The sequence below is a fragment of the Curvibacter soli genome (genome assembly GCF_029211125.1).
Classification (GTDB): Bacteria; Pseudomonadota; Gammaproteobacteria; order Burkholderiales; family Burkholderiaceae_C; genus Curvibacter_A; species Curvibacter_A soli.
The window spans coordinates 76,960-96,855 of sequence record NZ_JARGEN010000031.1 but is presented as its reverse complement, the minus strand read 5'-3'; the positions used below and the strand labels follow the sequence as shown (position 1 = coordinate 96,855).

Here is a 19,896-nt window from a genome sequence, read left to right as displayed (position 1 = left end):
AGGCAGAACGTCAAGGCAGCCAGTGCGAAAGGGCTGCCGCGCCGGCTGCCGCTCGCAGCGCCTGCAGCGCCAGATCGAAATCGAAGTTTTCCATGTGCTCCTCCACCGCGCGGAACTCGCGCCCCAGCATGGCAAAGAGCATAGGTCCATTGTGTTGCAAAACATCAATGGCTGCCGAATCATTTTCCGACAGCAGGGCGGCGAGCCGGCGCAGGGCGGCTTCGGCCTGGGCCGTCGCGGCGTCCACGGCGGCGGGCGCCGGCGCGCCGCCGCCGCGGGCGCCGGCCCAGGCGTCGATGCTGGCAATCACCGGGGCCAGCGCGGCATCGGCGGCATCGACCAGCCCATGCACATCCGCGGCTGGCTGCCCGGCGCGGATGGCGTCCTCCACCGCCGCCGCGGCCTGCTGCAGCGCCGTGGCGCCGATGCTGCCGGCCAGGCCCTTGAGCGTGTGCGCCAGGGGCTCCGCCTCCGCGGCATGCGCGCGCCCATCCGGCGCGGCGCCGGCCACTGCCGCGCGGATGGCCTGCACCGCCTCGCGCTGTCCGGCGGCGAAGCGCTCCAGCAGTTCGGCATAGAGCGCCGCATTGCCCGCCATGTGGCGCATGCCGGACACGGTGTCGAGCCCGTCGATCTGCGGCGGCGCTACCGCTGCGCGGCCCTGCGCAGGCCGGTGCGGCGCCTGCGCGGGTGCGGCACCCAGCCCGGGGCGCGGGCGGATCCAGCGGCCCAGCGCCCGCCACAGCGCGGCGGGGTCGATGGGTTTGGCCAGATGGTCGTCCATGCCCGCGGCCAGGCAGCGCTCGCGGTCGGCGGCGATGGCGTTGGCCGTCATGGCGACGATGGGCAGGCCCGCCTGCGCCGGGTCCGCGCGCAGGGCGCGGGTGGCCTCCAGGCCGTCCATCACTGGCATTTGCATGTCCATGAGCACGATGTCGTAGCGCGTGGCGTGCGCCATGTCGAGGGCGACCTGGCCGTTGCCCGCCACGTCCACCGCGAAACCGGCATTCTGCAGCAGCTCGCACGCCACCTGCTGGTTCAGGTCGTTGTCCTCCACCAGCAGGATGCGGGCGCCGCGCACCGCCGCCACGGCGGCGGTGCCGTCATCGCCGGCGGGCACGGGCGCGGGCGCGCGCGGCGCGCGCCGGCCCAGCACGCGCAGCAGCGCCTCGAACAGCGTCGAGGGGTTGACCGGCTTGGGCAGCACTTCCGTGATGCCCTGGGCGCGGGCGCGCCGCACCACGCTCTCGTCGCCGAAGGCGGTGGCCATGAGCAGGTGCGGCGCATGGCTGCCGGCGGCGCGCAGGGCCCGGGCGAGCTCGAAGCCGTCCATGACGGGCATCAGCAGGTCCAGCACCGCCACGTCGAAGGGCCGCTGCCGCGCCTCGGCATCGTGCACCGCCTGCAAGGCGTCGGCGGCGCTGTAGACCGGCACCACCTGGAAGCTCATGGCACGCAGCATCTCGGCCAGCACCAGCGCGGCGTGCTCGTTGTCGTCCACCACCAGGATGCGCCTGCCGCGCAGGTCGAGGTCGGGCAGCAGCGCGGGCCTGGCGGCGCCGCGGCCCAGCGGCACGGAAAGCCAGAAGGTGGAGCCGACGCCCGGCGTGCTGTATACGCCCACCTGACCGTGCATGAGTTCGGCCAGGCTCTTGCAGATTGCCAGGCCCAGGCCGGTGCCGCCGTACCTGCGGGTGGTGGAGGCGTCGGCCTGCTGGAAGCTCTGGAACAGCCGCTGCATCTGCTCGGGCGACAGGCCGATGCCGGTGTCGCGCACCTCGAAGCGCACCAGCACGTCGCGGGGCCCCTGCTCTGCGGCGCGCACGGCAACTTCCACTTCGCCGCGCTCGGTGAACTTGATTGCGTTGTGTACGTAGTTGATGAGGATCTGTCCCAGCCGCAGCGCATCGCCCACGAGGTTGGGCGGCACATCGTGGGCCACGTTGAGGATCAGCTCCAGGTTCTTGGCCGCGGCCTTGTGCGCCATCACGTCGGCCACGCTGCCGAGCAGCGATTCGAGCGCGAACGGCGCAGCCTCCACGTCGAGCTTGCCGGCCTCGATCTTGGAGAAGTCCAGGATGTCGTTGATCACCCCCATGAGGTGCTCGCCCGCCTGCTGGATCTTGTCGAGATAGTCGCGCTGGCGCGGGTCCAGCCCGGTGCGCAGGGCCAGGTGCGTCATGCCCAGGATGGCGTTCATGGGCGTGCGGATCTCGTGGCTCATGTTGGCCAGGAAGTTGGCCTTGAGCTGGGCCGCATCTTCGGCCAGTTCCTTGGCCTGGCGCAGCTCCTGTTCGGCGCGGCGGCGGTCGGAGATGTCCACGAAGGTGCCGATGACGCCGCCCGGGGAGCCGTCGCTGCGGCGAAAGCCGCGCACCCAGTACAGCGTGTGCTGCACATGGCCGTCGCTGAAATGGATGTCCATCGTCTTGTGCACGGCGGCGCCCTGCTGCAGCGCATGGTCGCCGTCCTGCTGGAACTCCGCGCGCGTGGCGGGAGTGAAGAAATCCAGGTCCAGCGTCGTCTTGCCCTGCAGGTCCTCGCGCCGCACGCCGAACGCCTCTTCATAGGCGCGGTTGAATCCGAGGTAGCGGCCCTTGGCATCCTTGTAGAAGAGCGGGATCGGGATGGTGTCGATCAGCACGTCCTGGAACAGTAGCTGCTCGGCCAGGCGTTCTTCCAGCAGCTTCTGGTCGTGGATGTCCACCGCCACGCCCACGATGCGCTCGGCGCGCTCCTTGGCGTCGCGGAAGATGCGCGCGGCGCACAGCAGCCAGCGCACCTCCCCGTCGGGCAGCACGATGCGCCAGGAGTCGCGGTACTCGGTCTCGCCCATGCGCATGCAGGTCTTGAAGTGGGCATCGGCGCGCAGGCGGTCGGCGGGGTGCAGGTAGTCGATCCAGGCATCGGGGCGGATCTCGAACGCCCCGGGGCTCACGCCGAACATGCGCGCGAGCTGCGGCGTGCATACGTTGCGGCCGGTGCGGATGTTGAAGTCGAACACGCCGATGCCGCCCGTGCTCTGCGCAATCTCCAGCCGGTCGTTGGCTTCGCGCATGGCGACCTCGGCGCGCTGGATGTCGCTCACATCCTCGATGACCCAGATCGAGGCGTTCCGGTAGCCTTCGATGGCGATGGCCTGGCCCGAGATGCGGGCGGCGAACCGGCTGCCGTCGAGGCGCTGCAGCGTCAGGTCGGTGCGCACCGGTTGCAGCGTGCGCAGGCTGTCGCGGAACGTGGCGAGGAACGCGTCATACGCGCCCTGGCTGCCGAGCAACTGGGCCACCGGGCTGTCGGTGAGCTGCTCCGGCGTGCCGCCGAACAACCTGGCGAAGGCGGGGTTGAACTGCCGCACGGCGTTCTCGCTGGCCAGCAGGATCGGCGGTGCGTTGTCGAAAATGGCGTTGCGCTGCTCCAGCAGTTCGTTGAGCCGGCGCTCGCGCCGGGCCAGCTCCTGCTGCTCCTCCATGCGCTGGGTGATGTCCTCCAGCAGCCCGACGAAGGCGATGCGGCTGCCGCGCGCGTCGAGCACCGGCGAGATCGATGCATGCGCGTGGCAGATGCTGCCGTCGCGCCGCCGGTTGACGAAATGGCCGCTCCAGGGTCGGCCCGCGCCCAGCGCCTCCCGCATTTCCTGGAAGACCTGCGGCGGGGTCTGGCCGCTGGCCAGCAGCGAGGGATTTTTGCCGCGCACCTCGTCGAGCGCATAGCCCGTGCTGTGCTCGAACTGCGGGTTGACCCAGTCGATCATGCCCCCGGCATCGGTGATGAGCACGGCCACCGGGCTGGCCTCCAGCGCCGTGCCCAGGATGCTGAAGCGCGCCGTGGTTCGCGCCGCGTGGATGCGGTTGCGCGCGATCTCCAGCGCCAGCACGCCCAGCGCCAGCAGCGCCAGGAACGCCAAGCCGCCGACGCGCAGGCGCTCGGCCAGCGGCATCAGCGTGTCCGCCCGGGCCAGCGACACGAGCCGCCACGGCCCCGCCGGGTCGTTCCACTCCAGCGCATGGGTGGATACCAGGTAGGGCACGCCGTCGATCATGGCGTCGCGGGCGCGTGCATCGAAGGGCAGCGCGGTGGCCGCGCCGCGGTCAAAGCGGTGCCCGAACTGCTGCAGCGCGGCGATGGCGCCGATGCGCTCCTGCGTGAGCGGCGGCTCCACCGCGTACTGCCATTCGGGCCGCGTGGCCAGCACCGCCACGCCTTGCGGCGACAGCAGCAGCGCGGGCTGGCCGCTGTCGTCGAGCAGCTTCTGCAGCGGCGCTGCCGGCATGTGGAACACCAGTGCGCCGATGACCTGGCTCGCCGCGCTGGCGTCGTAGCGCAGCGGCGCCGCCAGGAACAGCGCCAGCTCGCCCGAAACGTCGTCGATGGCCGGGTACGAGACGCTCAGGCCCTTGAGCGCCTGCGCCACGTAGGGCCGCCAGAGCAGGTTGCGGCCCGTCAGGCGCGAGCCCTCGGTCTGGTGGGCCAGCACCGTGCCGTCCTCGCCGACGACCAGCGCCGCGTGGACGCCGTCGCGCGCGCGTGCGAGCGAGAGCACGGCCAGCGCCTCGGCGGCGTCGGGCGGCAGTTGGCGCTGCGCCATCTCCTTGATCTGTGGCTCGGCCAGGCCCATGAGCGTCAGCGCCGCCATGGCATTGCCCTGCTGCGTCCGCGCGGCGATGCCGCCGGCCAGGCGCTTCACGGCCTGGTCCAGCTCCGCATGGCGCTCCTGCGTGTGCTGCACCGCCATCCACTGCACCACGAGCGTCGCGCACAGCAGCGCCAGCGCCGCCGCCAGCGCCAGGCCGCGCCACTGGTGCCGCTGCCGGCCCAACACGTCATCGAGGATCATCCGGTCACTCCCGCCGTCCCGGCGCGGCATTGCGCGCTGCCCCCCGAGGGGGTGTTCGCTTGCTTGGGGCGGCCCGGTGCTGCGCTCGGGATTGCCCCCACGCTCCCCACTGCGTGTGGTTCGCTGCCCCCCGAGGGGCGTTCGCTTGCTTGGGGCGGCCCGGCGCTGCGCTCGGGATTGCCCCCACGCTCCCCACTGCGTGTGGTTCGCTGCCCCCCGAGGGGGCGTTCGCTTGCTTGGGGCGGCCCGGCGCTGCGCTCATGGGTGCTGCACGGGCAATTCTTCCGCCGGCACGGGCCGGCCGAACAGGTAGCCCTGGAACGCGTCGCAGCCGTGCGCGCGCAGGAAGTCGCGCTGCGCGGATGTTTCCACGCCCTCGGCCACGGCACGCAGCCCCAAGCTGCGCGCCAGGGTCAGGATGGTGCGCACGATGGCGGCGTCGTTGGCGTTGGAGGGCAGGCCGCGCACGAACGAGCGGTCGATCTTCAGCTCGTCGAGCGGCAGCCGCTGCAGGTAGCCGAGCGACGAATAGCCGGTGCCGAAATCGTCGAGCGAGAAGCCCACGCCATGGTCCTTGAGCCGCCGCATCTTGCCGATGGCGTCCTCCACGTCGCCGAGCAGCATGCTCTCGGTCAGTTCCAGGCGCAGCAGGCCGGGATGCGCGCCGCTGGCCTGCAGGGCGGCTAGCACGCCGTCGGCGAAGTCGGGCTGGCGGAAGGTGCGCGCACTCACGTTGACTGCGATGCCCAGCGTGCGGGTGGCAGAGTCTGCCGCCCAGCGCACGAGCTGTGCGCAGGCTGCCTCCAGCACCTGCTGGCTCAGTTCGAGGATGAGGCTGGACTGCTCGGCGATGGCGATGAACTCGCCTGGCAGCACCAGGCCGCGCTGCGGGTGGCGCCAGCGCGCCAGGGCCTCGGCGCCGCGGATGCGGCCCTCGGCATCCACCACGGGCTGGTAGTAGGCGACGATCTCGCCGCGCGCCATGCCCTGGCGCAGGTCGGCCTCCAGCGCGGCGCGCGCGCTGGCGGCGGCCTGCATGGCGGGGTCGAAGAAGCGCTGCGTGTTGCGCCCCGCGGCTTTGGCCTGGTACATGGCCAGGTCGGCGCGCTTGAAGATCTCGTCGGTGCGCTCGCGCTGGGCGCCGAACAGTGTGATGCCGATGCTCGGCGTGCTGTAGTGCGGCTGGCCGACGAGCACGAAAGGCTCGTTGAGCGTGGCCAGCAGCTTCAGGCCCACGCGCTCGGCCTGCTGGGCAGCGGTGTGCGCGTCCCCGCCCAGCTCGTGCAGCAGCACCACGAACTCGTCGCCGCCGAGCCGGGCCACCGTGTCGTTGTCGCGCACGCAGGCCAGCAGCCGCTCGGCCACCTGCGTGAGCTGGCGGTCGCCCATGTCGTGGCCCAGGGTGTCGTTGAGGTCCTTGAAGTTGTCCAGGTCGATGAACAGCAGCGCCCCGTGGTAGCCGCCGCGCACGCAGGCCGCCACGGCATGCTGCAGCCGGTCGGTGAGCAGGCGGCGGTTGGGCAGGCCCGTCAGCGCGTCGTAGAAGGCCAGGCGCTGGATATCCTCCTCGGCCTGCTTGCGGTCGGTGACGTCCATCGAGAAGCCGTGCGACAGCACCGCGCCGTCGGCTTCGAGGCGCGGCGCGGCGTTCGACAGGTGCCAGCGCACGCTGCCGTCGGGCAGGTTCACGCGGTATTCGCACTGCCAGGGCAGTAGCTGCGCGCGCGACAGCTCGGAGGAGGCCAGCACGCGCGGCAGGTCGTCCGCATGTATGCGGGCCAGCAGGTGGCGCTTGTCGCGCTCGATGTCCTGCGGCGCCAGCCCCAGCATGTCTTGCACCGCATCGCTCAGGTAGAGGAAGCGGCCCTTTTCGCCCGGGCGCGAGCGGTACTGGAAGATGTAGCCCGGCAGGCGGCTGGCGATCTGCTGGATCAGCGCCAACTGGTCGCGTAGCTGGACGCCGATGTGGTGGGCCTCGGTGATGTCCTGCACCACGCCGATCTCCATGTCGTGCGGCGGGCCCACGCGCTGGATGCTGCAGCGGATGCGGCGCTGCCGCCCGTCGGGGTGGTTCCAATCGTGGTCGAACGGCGTGCCGTCGGCGCGGTCGCACGCGGCCTTGAAGCGCGGGCGGTCCTCCGCCGGCAGGCCGAGGATGGCCGTCGCGTGGTCCATCGTGGCCTGCGGCACCATGCCCGCGATGCGGAAGAGTCCCGGCGACCAGTGCGCCAGCGGCTCGTGCAGCCGCCGCGTCCAGTGGCCGATCTGCGCCACCCGCTCCATCGTGGAATAGAGCGCCAGTTGTTCCTGCAGCCGCGCATTGCTCTGCGCCAGCGCCAGCGCGCTGAACTCGCTGTGCGCGCGCATCTGCGTCTCGCGCGTGACGTCGCGGAGATTGGCCGCCACGCGGTCGGGCGCCGTCGTGTACACCCACATGTCCCAGGCCAGCATGATCTGCCCGTCCTCGCGGCACACGTGGCGGCGCGCCTGCGGCGCCCCGGTGTGCCTGGCCATGTAGATCAGCTTGGCCAGGGCGGCCAGCGCGTGGGGGGCGAAGAACGCGGCCAGCGGCTGGCCCACGCTGGCCGCGCAGGCGCGCCCGAGCAGCGCATCGGCGGCGGGGTTGGCGGCCAGCAGCAGCGGTGTGCCGTCCTGCGGGGCGTGGACGAACTCCATCACCGCGAACGGCAGGCCGGCAACCAGGGCCCGCAGGTGTCCGCCGCCGTCGGCGCAGGGCTGCGATGCCCGGGCCGGGGTGGGAGTGGGGAAGGTGTCCACGAATGCCAAAAGTCTGTTCACACTCCGCGATGGAACTGCGCCGCGCCGCCCATGCTGCACGGGTGTTGCGAATGGTTACGGGATACTAAGGCAAACCGGCGCCCGTGCCCACTCTCTCTCTCTCAGTCTCCTCGCGGGTTCGCCAGCGCCTGCGCGCAGGCATGGGCGCTGGCCCAGGCCCACTGGAAGTTGTAGCCGCCCAGCCAGCCGGTGACATCCACCACCTCGCCGATGAAGTACAGCCCCGGCTGGGCGCGCGCCTCCATGGACTGCTGCGACAGCGCGCGCGTGTCCACGCCGCCCAGCGTGACCTCGGCCTTCCGGTAGCCCTCGGTGCCGGTGGGCGTGAGCTGCCAGCGCGCGAGCTGCTGCGCCAGCCGCGCCAGCGCCTTGTCCGTCGCCTCGTTGATGGGGCGCTGCCACTCCGCGCTCTGCTGCACCCAGGCGTCGGCCAGGCGGGCCGGCACCAGCGCGGCAAGCTCGTTGGCGACCAGCCTGCGCGAGCGCGCCTTGGCCTGCGCCAGCGCGGCGGGCAAGTCCACGCCGGGCGCGAGGTCGATGGCCAGCGGCGCGCCTTCGCGCCAGTAGCTCGATATCTGCAGCACCGCCGGGCCCGACAGGCCGCGGTGGGTGAACAGCAAGTCCTCGTCGAAGGCCATGCGGGATTTCCTTTTGCCGCCGGGCCGCCCCAAGGCAAAAGCGGCTCCCTCGGGGGGCGGCGACCCGCGCAGCGGCGCAGCGTGGGGGGCTTCATGATCTCCAGTGCCGATCGCCACCGGCAGCGCCAGCCCGGCGAGCTGCGCGTAGGGCGCCCAGGCGGCGCCGTCGAAGGTGAGCGGCACCAGGCCCGGGCGGCGCTCCACGAGCGGGATGCCGAACTGCTGCGCCAGCCGGTAGCCGAGGTCGCTGGCGCCGATCTTCGGGATCGACAGCCCGCCCGTGGCCACCACCAGGCTGCGCGCCCGCACGGCGCCGCGGTCGGTATCGATTTGATAGCTGCCACCGCCCGTCCTGCCTGCGCTGGAGGCCGAAAACACTACTTTTTTCAGGCCGCATGGCTGCCAGCGCGTAACGCCACCCGCCGCGCATTCGGCCAGCAGCATGGCGATGATGTCCTCCGCCGAGCGGTCGGCGAACAACTGGCCCTTGTGCTTCTCGTGGAAGGCGATGCCGTGCTTTTGTACCAGTGCGACGAAATCCGCCGGCGTGTAGCGCGCCAGCGCCGAGCGGCAGAACTGCGGGTTCTGGCCCGTGAAGTGCTTGTGCGGCGCGGCAGGGTCCAGGTCGCGGTTGGTGAAGTTGCAGCGCCCGCCGCCGGAGATGCGGATCTTCTCGGCCACTTTGTCGGCATGGTCGACGAGCAGCACGCGCAGGCCGCGCTGGCCGGCCTGCGCGGCGCAGAACAGGCCGGCGGCGCCCGCGCCGACGATGACGGCATCGAAATCTTGCATGGCGCGCAGTGTAGGCCGCAGCCGCGCCATGCCACCATGCCATCGCGCCCGTGCACGGCGCACCTGCCCAAACGCGGGCGGACGCGGGTGCCGCCAGCCGCTATAACCGTGGCCCATGCATGCCTGCACCGCCGCTCTTGCCTGGGTCTGGATTCCCATCGTGGTCTGGGCCGCCTTTGCCCAGACCGTGCGCAACGCCGCGCAGCGCAGCCTGACGCGCGAGGCGGGCACGCTGTCGGCCACGCTGGCGCGCTTCCTCTACGGCCTGCCGTGCGCGGCGGCATGGCTGCTGGCGGTATGGGGCGGGCAGGGCGGCGGGGCGCTGCCGGGGCTGGCGCCGGGCTACCTGGGCTGGCTCGCGCTGGGGGCGGTGTCGCAGCTCGGGGCCACGGCGGCGCTGCTGCGCGCGATGCAGGAGCGCAACTTCATCGTCGCCATCACCTGGTCCAAGACCGAGGTGCTGCAGGTGGCGCTGTTCTCCGCCCTGTTCCTCGGCGAGCCGCCGGGCCCGTGGCAGATGGCGGCGATGGCCGTGGCGGTGGCCGGCGTGGCGCTGCTGTCGCGCCCCGCGAGCGGTGGTGCCGCGCCGCAGGGGCCTGCAGGCCGCGCTGCGGCGCAGAGGTGTGCGGGCCGCGCTGCGGCGCAGAGGTGTGCAGGCCGCGCTGCGGCCTGGGGCCTGGCGTCGGGGGCGCTGTTCGCGCTGTCCGCCGTGGGCTTTCGCGGCGCCGCGCTGCGCCTGGGGCCGGAGGTCTCGCCCTGGCTGGCCGGGGCCTGGGGCGTGCTGTGGGCGCAGGCGCTGCAAAGCCTGCTGCTGGGCGGCTATCTGGCGCTGCGCGATCCGGTGGGGCTGGCGGCCACCGGGCGTGCCTGGCGGCTGTCGCTGGTGGCGGGCTCGATGGGCGCGCTGGCCTCGATCGGCTGGTTCACCGCCATGGCGCTGCGCCCGGCGGCGGACGTGCGCACGCTGGGCATGGTGGAGGTGCTGTTCAGCTATGCCGTCTCGCGCCGGCTGTTCGGCGAAAAGCTGGCGGCGCGCGAGCGCTGGGGGCTGCTGCTGGTGGCCGCGGGACTCGTGGGCGTCTGCGCGGCCCTGTGATTCAGGCCGTGTGCAGGCGCGCCCGCCGCCGCCACGCCGCGCACCACGTCGCCCACCACGATGATCGCGGGGCTGGCCAGGCCGTGCGCCGCGATGGCGGCGCCCAAACTGCCCAGCGTGGCCACCGCATGCCGCTGCGCGGGCAGGCTGGCGTTCTGCACCACGGCCACGGGCGTGGCGGCGGGCAGGCCCTGCAGCAGCCCGTGCTGGATGGCGTCCACGCCGCGCACGCCCATGTAGATCACCAGCGTGAGCCGCGCCGCGTGCGCGGTGGCGGCCAGTTGCGCCCAGTCCACGCCCGTGTCGCCGGGCTGGGCGTGGCCGGTGATGAACACCACGCCGTGCGCATGGTCGCGGTGCGTGAGTGGGGCGCCCAGCGTGGTCAGCGCGGCCAGGCCCGAGGTGATGCCGTTGACCACCGTGACGGCGATGCCTTCGGCGCGCAGGTGCTCCACTTCCTCGCCGCCGCGCCCGAAGATGAACGGGTCGCCGCCCTTCAGCCGCACCACGCGGTGGCCTTCGCGCACCGCCGTGGCCATGAGCTTTTCGATGAACGCCTGCGGCGTGCTCTTGCAGCCGCCGCGCTTGCCCACGCGCACGATGCGCGCGCCGGGCGCGGCCAGGGCCACGATGTCGGGGCCGACGAGATCGTCCACGAACAGCACGGTGGCGCGCTGTATGGCGCGCACGGCCTTGAGCGTGAGCAGTTCCGGGTCGCCGGGGCCCGCGCCCACGAGCGTGCAGCTTCCTTGCGTGTTCATAGCTGTCCTGCCAGTTCGGTGATGTGCCCGACCTGCCGCGCGATCGCCGCGGGCACGGGGGCGCCGCCTTCGAGCACGCGGCGCGTGTAGGCGGCGGTGCTGGCCGCGTCGATGTCCGTGGGCAGGCCGGGCACCTCGGCCAGCGTGCCCGGCTGCTGCGCGTCGAGCACGCGGTGTTCGCCGCGCAGCCAGGCGTCGTAGCGCGGGCTGCGGCGCGGGTCCGCCGCCACCTCGCCCTCCAGCCCGCGCGAGAGCAGGGCGTTCATGCCCAGCAGCGCGAAGGTGCCGCCGATCATGTCGAAGTATTCCGGGTGCGTGTAGGCGGTGACCACGATGGCCCTGGCGTCGCCGGGGTTCATGAGCTTCACCGCGCTATGGCCCGGGTTGCGCAGACCCACCGCCTGGCGCACTTCCAGCAGGCGTTGCAGGCCGGGGTGCAGCAATGCGGTGGCGATGTGGGCCACTTCGCCGTCTGCTATTTTTTCAGGAGCTGCCAGCGCAGGTATATCAAGCGCTTCAAGCACATTTTGTGCTGTAACGCGGCGCGCCTCGGTCTGTGCGCCGTGCAGCAGCACCGGCAGGCCCTGGCGCGCCAGCAGCAGCGCCAGCAGCGGCGTGAGCACCGGCAGGCGGCGCGCGCCGTTGTAGCTGGGCAATACGACGAGGGGCCGGCCGGTGGCGGGGAAGCGCGCCAGCCGCGCGTGCGTGGCGTCGAGGAAGCCGGCCATCTCGTCGGCCGTCTCGCCCTTGATGCGCATGGCCAGGCAGAACGCGCCCACCTCCAGGTCGGTCACGGCGCCGTCGAGCACCTGACCGAACAGGTCGGCGGCCTGTTCGCGCGCGAGCGGCCTGGCGCCGCGCGCGCCGCGGCCGATTTCCTTGATGTACTGGCTGATGCTCATGGAGGATGAGGGTGCTTGCGTCGTGGGGAATGAATGCCGCAAGCCGGTCATTGTCGGGCAGGGTTGATTACCAGTGGTTATATGGGGATTGATGCGGGCGGGTTTCGGTCGCGCTCGCTGATGGTGTGCGGGCGTGCGCCCCGTGCCGGCGCCACCGAGATGCGCGCGTACACTCGTCCTCCATGTTGGTGCTCGGCATCGAATCCTCCTGCGACGAAACCGGCGTGGCGCTGGTGCAGACCCGCCCGGACGGCGCCACGCCCGCGCTGCGCGCCCACGCGCTGCACACGCAGATCGCCATGCACCAGGCCTACGGCGGCGTGGTGCCCGAGCTGGCCAGCCGCGACCACATTCGCCGCGTGCTGCCGCTCACCGAAACCGTGCTGGCCGATGCCGGCGCCGCGCTGGCCGACATCGACGTGGTGGCCTACACGCGCGGCCCCGGCCTGGCTGGCGCGCTGCTGGTGGGCGCGGGCATTGCCTGCGCTCTAGGCGCGGCGCTGGACGTGCCCGTGCTGGGCGTGCACCACCTCGAAGGCCATCTGCTGTCGCCGTTCCTGAGCGCCGACCCGCCGCAGTTCCCGTTCGTGGCGCTGCTGGTGTCGGGCGGGCACACGCAGCTCATGCGCGTGGACGGCGTGGGCCGCTACGAACTGCTGGGCGAAACCATCGACGACGCCGCCGGCGAGGCGTTCGACAAGAGCGCCAAGCTCATGGGCCTGGGCTACCCCGGCGGGCCGGCGCTCTCCAGGCTGGCCGAGCAGGGTGACGCGCAGGCGTTCAAGCTGCCGCGCCCGCTGCTGCACAGTGGCGATCTGGATTTTTCTTTCGCCGGCCTGAAGACGGCGGTGCTGACGCAGGCGAAGAAACTGGGCGACGGGCTGGACGCCCGCCGGGCCGACCTGGCCGCCAGCACGCAGGCCGCGATCGTCGAGGTGCTGGTCAAGAAGACGCTGGCCGCGCTGCAGCGCACGGGCCTGCAGCGCGTGGTGGTGGCCGGCGGCGTGGGCGCCAACCGGCTGCTGCGCGCACAGCTCGACGCGGCCTGCGCGGCGCGCCGGGTGCGCGTGCACTACCCCGAGATGCATTTGTGCACCGACAACGGCGCCATGATCGCCCTGGCCGCCGCCATGCGGCTGCAGTCGGGCCGGCAGCAGGCGGTGCGCGACTACGGCTTCGGCGTACTGCCGCGCTGGCCGCTGGCTGAACTGGAGGCGGTGCCGGCATGATGGACGGGGGCGGCGCCACGGAACCCGCGCGACCGGCGCGGGTCTTCTTCCGACAACGCCCCGACCTGCTTCGCAACCCCATGCGTACTTTCCGAACCTTCCGCCCTTCCGCTGCACTGTGCGCGGCAGCCATCGCCGCGGGCCTGCTGGCGGGCTGCGCGGGCCTGCCGGGGCGACCGTCCTCCATGCATGAAGTGGTGTCGGCCGAAGACTTCGACTCCACCACCACGCACACGCGCCGTTTCGACGCCCCGACAGGCGCCACCTGCGAGGCCGCGCGCCGCGCCCTGCTGAGCCAGGGCTACATGATCGGCACCGCCACGGAGGACATGGTCATCGGGCGCAAGAACTTCCAGGTGTCGGGCGAGGACCACCTCGAACTCGAGTTCCGCGTGGTCTGCGCCCGCGAAGGCGCGGAGCAGAAGACCAGCCTCGCCTTCGCCAGCGCGCTGCAGGACCGCTACGCGGTCAAGAAGGTCAACAACTCCGCTTCGCTCGGCGTCGGCAGCCTGGGCTCGCTGTCGCTGCCGTTCTCGGCCAGCGACGACGCCATGGTCAAGGTGGCGAGCGAAACCGTGTCCGACGCGCGCTTCTACGAAGGCTTCTTCGCCCTGCTGGAGCGTTTCCTGGCGCAGCGCCCGGCGCTGCAGTCTTCCACCGCCGCCGCCTCGGCGGCGGCCCCCGTCAAGTGAGCGTCCGCAAAAAGGCCGCTGCATGCAGCGGCCTGCGGCATGCGCGCGCAGGCGCCACGGAACTCACTGGATCATGAGCTGCACCGCGCTGCGCGCGGGGGCCTTGCGGGCCAGCGTGAGTGTGAGCACGCCGTTTTCCAGCTTGGCGCCGCTGGCGGCCACGTCCACGTCCTGCGGCAACTCGTAGGCGGCCTTGAACGCGCGCGGGGCGTCGGCCACGCTTTCCACGCGCACCACGCCGCCTTCGATGCCGACCTGCAACTGCTCGCGCGAGAGGCCCGGCACATCGATCTGCACGGTGTAGGCGCTGTCGTCCTGCGTGATGGCATGGCCGCGGCTGCGGGCCTGGGCGGGCGCGAACAGCGTGTCGCTGAACAGGCGCTCCAGGGTCAGGTCGAAGGCGCGCGGGGTGACGCCGTAGGCGGCGCGGCGGATGACGGGGGCGAAGATCATGAGAGGCTCCTATTACACTGCGCGGCTCTCAACCACGAGCGCCGCATGTCCTGCATCTGCGCGCCGCACCGTGCTTTTCAAGGGAGACCCCATGCACAAATATCTCCGCCGCGCGGTCTTGAAATCCGCCGCGCTGGCGCTATGCGCCGCCCCGCTGGCCGCCATGGCGCAGGCCGCGCCCGTCAAGATCGCCATGATCGAAAGCCTCAGCGGCCCGTTCGCCAACACGGGCGAGGCCGTGTTCCGCAACCTGCTCTGGGCCACCGAGCGCATCAACGCGCGCGGCGGCCTGCAACTGCCCGGCGGCGCGCGGCCCCTGCAACTGCTGCGCTACGACAGCAAGGGCAGCAACGAGGAGGCGCTTTCCGCGCTGCGCGCGGCCATCGACGACGGCGCACGCTTCGTCATGCAGGGCAACTCGTCGGCCACGGCGGCGGCGCTGATCGACGCCATCGGCAAGCACAACGAGCGCGAACCGGCGCGGCGCGTGCTGTTCCTCAACTACGCCGCCGTCGATCCGGCGCTGACCAACGAACGCTGCAGCTTCTGGCACTTCCGCTTCGACGCACACGCCGACATGCGCATGGCCGCGCTCATGCAGGTGGTGCAGGCCGACAAGGCGCTCGTCAGTGCCTACCTGATCGGGCAGGACTACAGCTTCGGTCAGGCCGTGCTGCGCGAGGCCCGGCGCCAGCTCGCCGCGCTGCGCCCCGACGTGCGGATCGTGGGCGAGGAGCTGCACCCGCTGGGCCGCGTGAAGGACTTTGCGCCCTATGCCGCGAAGATCATGGCCAGCGGCGCGCAGGCCGTGGTCACGGGCAACTGGGGCAACGACCTGACGCTGCTCGTGAAGGCCGCGCGCGAGAGCGGCTTCAATGGCATGTTCTACACCTTCTACGGCAACGCCCTGGGCGCCCCGGCGGCGCTGGGCGATGCCGGCGTGGGCCGGGTAGTGGCCGTGGCCGACTGGATGCCCAACGTGCCCGACGCGCACAGCGCGGCGTTCTACGAGGCGTTCCGCCAGCGCTTCCCCAGGCCCGAGGACGACTACGTGCACATGCGCATGCAGCTCATGGTGGAGGCGCTGGCCCAGGCCGTCGAGCGCGCGGGTGGAACCGATGTCGTGGCCGTGGCGCGCAGTCTGGAGACCGCCAGCGTGCAGCTCGCGGGCCGCGCGGGCGCGATGCGCGCGGCGGACCATCAGTTGCAGCAGCCGCTGGTGGTGGGCGTGATGGACCGCAAGGGCGCGCCGGGCGTGCGCTTCGACGTGGAGGGCTCGGGCTACGGCTTCCGCGTGGTTCGTGACATCCCCGCCGCCGAGGCCGAAATGCCCACGACCTGCCGCATGCGCCGGCCCTGAGGACCGGCTTCTTCCCCCGTTCTGTCGCGCTGGCGGAACGCAACGGCACCCGGGTGACGGCGATCGGGAGCCCATGGCGGCGCGGGGAAAGTGGGATACTGCCACGATATTTTGGAGCATGGGCATGCATACCGACAACCTTTCCTCCTGGACCCACGAGCATGTGTTCGACACCGGTAGCGCCGCCGCCGAGCGCGGCACGCGCTGGGTGCTGGCGATCACGCTGGCGATGATGGCGGTGGAGATCGGCGCGGGCGGCTGGTTCAACTCCATGGCGCTGCTGGCCGATGGCTGGCACATGAGCTCGCATGCCGTGGCCATTGGCGTCAGCGCCTTCGCCTACGCGGCGGCGCGCCGCTATGCGCGCGACAGGCGCTTCGCCTTCGGCACCTGGAAGATAGAGATCCTCGGCGGCTTCGCCAGCGCGCTGGCGCTGCTGTTCGTGGCGGCGTGGATGGTGGCGGGCTCGGTGCAGCGGCTGTTCGCGCCCCAGCCCATCCATTACCGCGAGGCGGTCGTCGTCGCCGTGCTCGGCCTGCTGGTGAACGTGGCGTGCGCCGCCATCCTTGCGCGCGCGCACGACCATGGCCATGACCATGGGCATGCGCACCACCATGCGCATGCCGGCGACCACCATCGCCACGACGACCTGAACCTGCGCTCGGCCTACCTGCACGTGCTGGCCGACGCGGCCACGTCGGTGCTGGCGATCACGGCGCTGCTGGGCGGCTGGCACTTCGGCTGGGTCTGGCTGGACCCGGCCATGGGCATCGTGGGCGCGGTGCTGGTGGCCTTGTGGTCGCGCGGGCTGCTCGCGGAGACGGGCCGGGTGCTGCTCGACCGCGAGATGGACCACCCCGTGGTGCAGGAGATCCGCGAGGCGGTGGAGCAGCATGGCGCGGCCGGCCAGGCGCGCGTGAGCGACCTGCACGTCTGGCGCGTGGGCCGGCAGTCCTTTGCCTGCGCGATCGGCATCGTGACGCATGACCGCGCGCTCACGCCGCAGCAGGTGCGCGGCTGGCTCGCGGTGCACGAGGAGATCGCGCACGCTACGGTCGAGATCGTGTTCTGCGACGGCGACGGCGCCGTCGCCGCCGCGTCCGCGCGAGGCTGACCCGGCTACGGCGCCACCAGCCGCGCCGCCGCCACCGCGCGCCCCAGCTCGCTCACGGCCATGGCGTAGTAGCTGCTCCAGTTGTAGCGCGTGATGGCGTAGAAGTTCTCGGTGCCGGCCACGTAGGTGGGCGCATCGCCGCCGTTTTGCAGCTCCACCAGCGCCAGCGGGCCGGCGTGGCTGTCGGCGTCGCCGTCGAGCAGCGCGCCCAGCGCCATGAAGCGCTGCACGCCGAAGGTGGGCAGGATGTCGGGCGCGAGCAGCGTCTGCATGTCCACGCGCGCGCCGTCGTCGGCGAAGCGCACCGGGTACCACACGGGCATGCCGGGCTGCCAGCCGTAGCCCTTGAAATAGCTGGCCACGGAGCCGATGGCGTCGGCGGGGCTGTTCCACAGGTCGATGCGGCTGTCGCCGTCGAAGTCGACCGCGTATTGCACCCAGCTCGACGGCATGAACTGCGGCATGCCCATGGCGCCCGCGTAGCTGCCGCGCGGGGTGAACGGCTCCACGCCCGTGCGGTCGCAGTGGCTCAGGAACTGCTCCAGCTCGCCGCGGAAGTACGCCTGCCGCTCGGCGGCGCGCGGGTGCGCGGCGGGGAAGTCGAACGCCAGCGTGGCGAGCGTGTCCATCACGCGGTAGGTGCCGGTCTGCTCGCCGTAGAGGGTTTCCACGCCGAGGATGCCGACGATGATTTCGGCGGGCACGCCGTATTCGCGCTCGGCGCGCGCCAGCGCATCGCGGTTGTTCTGCCAGAAGCGCATGCCGGCGCGGATGCGCACCGGCTCGATGAAGCGGGCGCGGTAGGCGCGCCAGTTCTTGGCCGTGCCGCGCGGCGGCGGCAGCATGAGCCGGGGCACGCCGGGCAGCAGCCGGGCCTGGCCGATGGCCTGGCGCACCCATTCGCGGCTCAGGCCGCGGCGCTCGGCCAGGTCGTCGGCGAAGGCCATGGCGTCGGGGCGGCTGGCGTAGGCGGGGCCGGCCTGGGGCGGCTGCGCGGCGGCCTGCCGGCTCGGGGTTTTTTTGGGGTGTTTTTGGGCCGCAGCGCAGGCGGAGAAAGCGCATGCAGCTATCAAAAAAGGAGCGATGAGGGCGGCGTTGCGGGCAGGGCGCATGGTGGTCACGGGGAATGCGCCGGCCAGTGTAGGCTCGCCAGCTCGCGCCGCAGCGCGTCCAGGCCCGCGCCGGGCGTGCGGGCATAGCGCTGCTGTTCCAGCCGCAGCAGCCAGTCGGCCACGGGCTCCCCCGCCGCACCGAAGCGCGCGCGCGCCTGCGCCGCCAGCGCGCGCGGCGCGGCGCCGGGCGTGGCGCCCTGCAGCCCGGCCTGGCGCAGGTGGTGCCGCGCGTCGTCGAGCAGGCGCAGCCACGGGTCGCGGCGGCTGCGGCCCCAGAGCGTCCAGAGTCCCGCGGCGCTGGCCGTGGCGGCGACGAGCACGCCAAGCACGGTGGCCAGGTCTTCCCAGCTCGGCGACGAAAAGCCCAACTGGCGCAGCAGGTCCATCTGGCGGCTTTGCGTGTAGTTCAGTACCCACTGGTTCCAGCGGTTGTTCACGGCCTCCCACGCGGCGCGCAGGTTCTGCACCAGCGTGGGGGCGACCACCGTGCCGAAGGCCGAGGCGAGTGCTCCTTCGGGTGCGCGCAGCCGGCCCGCGAGCCCCAGGCGCGCGGGAGCGACGGCGGCCGTCGGGTCCACGCGCACCCAGCCGCGGCCTTCCATCCACACCTCGGTCCAGGCGTGGGCGTCGCTCTGGCGCACGGTCCAGTAGCCGTCCACGGAGTTCATCTCGCCGCCCTGGTAGCCGGTGACGATGCGCGCCGGCACGCCCGCCGCGCGCATCAGCACCGCGAAGGCCGAGGCGATGTGCTCGCAGAAGCCCTCTTTCACGTCGAACCAGAAGAAGTCCGCCGTGTCGGGGCCGTACACGCCGGGGTCGAGCGTGTAGACGTAGCCGCCGGTGCGCAGCCGCTGCAGCGCCGCGTTCACCAGCGCCTGCGTGCCGGCGTCCGCGGGCAGGGCGGCGCGCAGCGCTTGCGCCAGCGCGCGCGTGCGCGGGTTGCCGTCGGGCGGCAGCTCGGTGTAGGCGGCCAGGCGCGGCGTCATGGCCTCGGGGCCGTGGCGGAAGTCGGCGTAGCTTTCGGCGCGGTAGCGCGCCACGTCGGTGATGGGGCGGCTGGCCATCCACTGCAGGTCCTGGGCCATGAAGCTGTCCATGCCGGGCAGATCGGGCTTGTCGCGCGCGGCGTCCAGCACCAGCAGCCAGGGGCGCTGGTGGGGCTCCAGCGTGGCCTCGTAGCGCAGGGGCGCGCCGGATGTCTTCAGCTCCGCGGGCGTGTCGATGCGCGGCATGCCGTGCCCCTCGATGCGGTACGACAGCGGCGTCCACTCGCGCCCGTCGAAGGTGGAGAGCACGGGGCCGCGGAAATACAGGCCCCGCTGCGGCGGCGCGGTGCCGGCGGGCAGGTCGAGGAAGCGGATGCGCATGGCCACGGCGTCGTCCAGCGCGATGCGGGCGATGGCGCCCACCTGCATGCTGTTGGACAGCCCCGTGCGCCCGCTCATGGCGTCGCTGGGTGTGCCCCAGAGTGGCGCCAGGCGCGGGAAGAGCATGAACAGCGCGGCCATGATGGGCGCGCCCAGCAGCGCCATGGTGGCGGCCATGCGCAGCGGCTGCGCCAGCGGCGGGTGGCCTGCGGGCATGTGGGCGTTGACCAGCGCGGCCAGCAGGCCCAGCAGCCCGAGCAGCATGGCCAGCGCGGTGAGCAGCGACTGCGAATAGAAGAAGTTGGTGAGCATCGTGAAGAAGCCCAGGAAGAAGATCACCAGCGCGTCGCGGCGCGCGCGCAGCTCCATCGTCTTGAGGGCGAGCAGCAGCACGACGAGGGTGACGCCCGCGTCGCGGCCCAGGACGGTGCGGTAGGTGAGCAGCGTGCCCGCGATGGCGAGCACCAGCACGCCGGCCAGCACCCAGCGGCTGGGCAGGGCGCGGGCGTGCCAGGCCAGCCATGCGCGCCAGGCCAGCAGGGCGTAGGCGAGCGCCGTGCTCCACGTTGGCAGGTTGGCGGCCTGGGGGAGAATGAGCCAGGCGACCACCGCGAGGAGGAACAGGGTGTCGCGGCTGTCGCGGGGGAGGGCGGGGAAAAGGGGCTTTCTCGGTGCTGTGGCGCGGGCCATGGGGGGTGTCGTGCTGCTCATGCGGTTGCGGTCCTTTGCGAAGGGCGCTGGCCGGGA

The 19,896-nt window shown here is 72.2% G+C and carries 13 protein-coding genes; 5 read left to right on the top strand and 8 right to left on the bottom strand.

What is annotated here, in order from left to right:
• Positions 1-10: 10 nt before the first annotated feature.
• From PY257_RS07810 to PY257_RS07800, 3 genes are all read right to left on the bottom strand, one after another.
• On the bottom strand, positions 11-4,834 hold the full coding sequence (locus PY257_RS07810; protein ID WP_275740634.1) for a PAS domain S-box protein: 4,824 nt from the start codon (positions 4,832-4,834) through the stop codon (positions 11-13).
• A 258-nt stretch (positions 4,835-5,092) separates the two neighbouring features.
• Positions 5,093-7,612 (bottom strand): sensor domain-containing protein, encoded by a 2,520-nt coding sequence (locus PY257_RS07805; RefSeq protein ID WP_419095673.1) that lies wholly within the window; start codon positions 7,610-7,612, stop codon positions 5,093-5,095.
• 122 nt (positions 7,613-7,734) lie between these two features.
• Positions 7,735-9,063 (bottom strand): BaiN/RdsA family NAD(P)/FAD-dependent oxidoreductase, encoded by a 1,329-nt coding sequence (locus PY257_RS07800; RefSeq protein WP_275740632.1) that lies wholly within the window; start codon positions 9,061-9,063, stop codon positions 7,735-7,737.
• A gap of 115 nt (positions 9,064-9,178) precedes the next feature.
• Here PY257_RS07800 and PY257_RS07795 point away from each other — a divergent pair, with 115 nt between their 5' ends.
• Entirely contained in the window at positions 9,179-10,159 is a 981-nt protein-coding gene (locus PY257_RS07795) for an EamA family transporter (RefSeq protein WP_275740630.1), read from the top strand.
• Here the strand turns inward: PY257_RS07795 and cobA are convergent.
• The gene (gene cobA / locus PY257_RS07790; RefSeq protein WP_275740628.1) at positions 10,054-10,920 is read right to left on the bottom strand and encodes a uroporphyrinogen-III C-methyltransferase; all 867 of its coding nucleotides are present in this window, start codon (positions 10,918-10,920) and stop codon (positions 10,054-10,056) included. The two genes, PY257_RS07795 and cobA, sit on opposite strands and share 106 nt — an antisense overlap.
• A complete protein-coding gene (ybiB, locus tag PY257_RS07785; protein WP_275740626.1) occupies positions 10,917-11,822 on the bottom strand; it encodes a DNA-binding protein YbiB in 906 nt (301 codons plus the stop codon). Before ybiB ends, cobA begins: the two co-directional genes overlap by 4 nt.
• Before the next feature lie 182 nt (positions 11,823-12,004).
• Between ybiB and tsaD the strand changes: the two genes are divergently transcribed.
• Complete coding sequence (gene tsaD, locus PY257_RS07780) at positions 12,005-13,051, top strand: tRNA (adenosine(37)-N6)-threonylcarbamoyltransferase complex transferase subunit TsaD (RefSeq protein ID WP_275740624.1); 1,047 nt, start codon at positions 12,005-12,007, stop codon at positions 13,049-13,051.
• An 80-nt stretch (positions 13,052-13,131) separates the two neighbouring features.
• Positions 13,132-13,743 carry a DUF2242 domain-containing protein gene (locus PY257_RS07775; protein WP_345799238.1) on the top strand — a complete coding sequence of 204 codons (612 nt, stop codon included), beginning with the start codon at positions 13,132-13,134 and terminating at the stop codon, positions 13,741-13,743.
• A gap of 63 nt (positions 13,744-13,806) precedes the next feature.
• Here PY257_RS07775 and PY257_RS07770 read toward each other — a convergent pair whose 3' ends face one another.
• Positions 13,807-14,196 (bottom strand): Hsp20/alpha crystallin family protein, encoded by a 390-nt coding sequence (locus tag PY257_RS07770; RefSeq protein WP_275740622.1) that lies wholly within the window; start codon positions 14,194-14,196, stop codon positions 13,807-13,809.
• Positions 14,197-14,287: 91 nt separating this feature from the next.
• Here PY257_RS07770 and PY257_RS07765 point away from each other — a divergent pair, with 91 nt between their 5' ends.
• Together PY257_RS07765 and dmeF are read left to right on the top strand one after the other, a co-directional pair.
• A complete protein-coding gene (locus PY257_RS07765; protein WP_275740620.1) occupies positions 14,288-15,556 on the top strand; it encodes a branched-chain amino acid ABC transporter substrate-binding protein in 1,269 nt (422 codons plus the stop codon).
• A 124-nt stretch (positions 15,557-15,680) separates the two neighbouring features.
• Positions 15,681-16,670 carry a CDF family Co(II)/Ni(II) efflux transporter DmeF gene (gene dmeF / locus PY257_RS07760; protein WP_275740618.1) on the top strand — a complete coding sequence of 330 codons (990 nt, stop codon included), beginning with the start codon at positions 15,681-15,683 and terminating at the stop codon, positions 16,668-16,670.
• Positions 16,671-16,675: 5 nt separating this feature from the next.
• Here the strand turns inward: dmeF and mltB are convergent, their stop codons facing one another.
• Positions 16,676-17,782, bottom strand: coding sequence for a lytic murein transglycosylase B (gene mltB / locus PY257_RS07755; RefSeq protein WP_275740616.1), 1,107 nt, complete (start codon positions 17,780-17,782; stop codon positions 16,676-16,678).
• A 5-nt stretch (positions 17,783-17,787) separates the two neighbouring features.
• Complete coding sequence (locus PY257_RS07750; protein ID WP_275740699.1) at positions 17,788-19,839, bottom strand: transglutaminase TgpA family protein; 2,052 nt, start codon at positions 19,837-19,839, stop codon at positions 17,788-17,790.
• Positions 19,840-19,896: the final 57 nt, after the last annotated feature.